The 346-nt window shown below is 35.0% G+C and carries 1 tRNA gene; it reads right to left on the reverse strand.

Features of this window, described 5'->3' with window-relative positions:
* Nucleotides 1-236: 236 nt before the first annotated feature.
* Nucleotides 237-311 (reverse strand) — tRNA-Val (locus tag EG814_RS20910).
* Nucleotides 312-346: the final 35 nt, after the last annotated feature.

Genomic DNA, 346 nt, shown 5'->3' on the forward strand with positions numbered 1-346 from the left:
AAAGCTTTTAGAGCAAAATTTAGAGGAGTTAGAAATATAAAATTCTTTCTATTTAGACTATCTAATATTTATGCTTAATTAGTCTTGCTCCACAGGTTTTCGTATTGATCCTATGTAACCTTTCATTTTTATAGAAATTGATTTGCTTTAATAATAAAATAATACTAGGTGATTTTGTGAAGTATATTAAAAACAAACAACGCCATTGAAATTCAATGACGTTGTTTGTTTTAGTGTGGGCGATGAGGGGTTCGAACCCCCGACCCCCTCGGTGTAAACGAGGTGCTCTGAACCAGCTGAGCTAATCGCCCTATTTTACTAGGTTGCTATCGTTTGTGATTGCGAG

Origin of the sequence: Flavobacterium ustbae (genome assembly GCF_003946915.1) — a bacterium.
Classification (GTDB): Bacteria; Bacteroidota; Bacteroidia; order Flavobacteriales; family Flavobacteriaceae; genus Flavobacterium; species Flavobacterium ustbae.